This is a genomic window from Pseudoroseomonas cervicalis ATCC 49957 (genome assembly GCF_000164635.1).
GTDB lineage: Bacteria > Pseudomonadota > Alphaproteobacteria > Acetobacterales > Acetobacteraceae > Pseudoroseomonas > Pseudoroseomonas cervicalis.
This window is the reverse complement of the sequence record NZ_GG771111.1, coordinates 1-889: the sequence shown is the minus strand read 5'-3', so window position 1 is coordinate 889 and position 889 is coordinate 1. Positions and strand designations below refer to the sequence as shown.

General features: G+C 73.0%; 2 protein-coding genes. Both read right to left on the bottom strand.

Annotated elements, in window-relative coordinates; genetic code table 11:
* Positions 1–234, bottom strand: a 234-nt coding sequence (locus tag HMPREF0731_RS22025; protein ID WP_007006476.1) for a DUF4880 domain-containing protein, incomplete at its 3' end; no start/stop codon positions are given.
* Positions 231–752 carry a sigma-70 family RNA polymerase sigma factor gene (locus tag HMPREF0731_RS22020; protein WP_007006475.1) on the bottom strand — a complete coding sequence of 174 codons (522 nt, stop codon included), beginning with the start codon at positions 750–752 and terminating at the stop codon, positions 231–233. The genes HMPREF0731_RS22020 and HMPREF0731_RS22025, both read right to left, overlap by 4 nt.
* Positions 753–889 lie beyond the last annotated feature (137 nt).

Genomic DNA, 889 nt, shown 5'->3' with positions numbered 1-889 from the left:
CAGCTGGCGGCCGCGCTGCTCGGCCTGGTGCAGCGCCTGCCGCGCCGGCCGGGCCGGCAGGCCCTGGAACCGGTCCAGCACCGCCTGCAGGCGGCGGAACGCCTCGGCATGGCCGGGATGCGCGGCTTGCCAGGCGGCGCAGTCGCGGCGGTCGGCCTCGGTGGCCTCGCCCGAGCCGAGCGTGGCGTGCCAGAGCGCCGCCTCCCGCACCATCTCGGGCGTCGGCTCGCTCATGCCGCCGCGCGCGGGGCGTCGGCCGCGGGCGGGTGCAGCGCGGCATGGCAATGCACCAGGGCGGCGGCGACATACTGCTTCACCATGCTGGTGGAGACGCCGAGCCGGGCAGCGATCTCCGCATGGCCGAGCCCCTCCAGCCGGCTCATCAGGAAGGCGCGGCGCGGCTTCTCCGCCAGGCTCTCGAGCATGCGGGCGATCGCGGCCAGGGTCTCCACCGCCTCGCAGACCTGCAGCGGCGTCACCGCCGCCTCCTCCTGCCGCAGCGTGGCCAGGGCCTGGAGATAGGCCTGCTCGATCGCCATGCGGCGCGTCTGGTCGATCAGCAGCCGGATGGCGCTGGTGGCCAGGAAGGCGCGCGGCTTCTCGATCGCCGCCGGCGGGCGTTCCAGCAGCTTGCAGAACAGGTCCTGCACCAGATCCCCGGCCCGCTCCTGGCAGCGCACCCGGCCACGCAGCCAGGAGAGGAGCCAGCCATGGTGGCTGAGGTAAAGCTCTGCGGTGCAAGCATGCGACATGAAGGAACGCCGGGGCCTTGGTGACGGAATGTCACACGAAATAACGCTAATGCGAATTAGTCGCAACTCAGCATGGCGGCGAGGCGCCATGCCCTGTCGTCATGGGTGCCGCGGCCAGGCCCGCGGCGCCGTGGCCG

What these genes read in the sequence shown, in the direction of transcription:
- HMPREF0731_RS22020 (WP_007006475.1), bottom strand. Translation starts at nt 752, where the DNA reads ATGTCGCATGCTTGCACCGCAGAGCTTTACCTCAGCCACCATGGCTGG.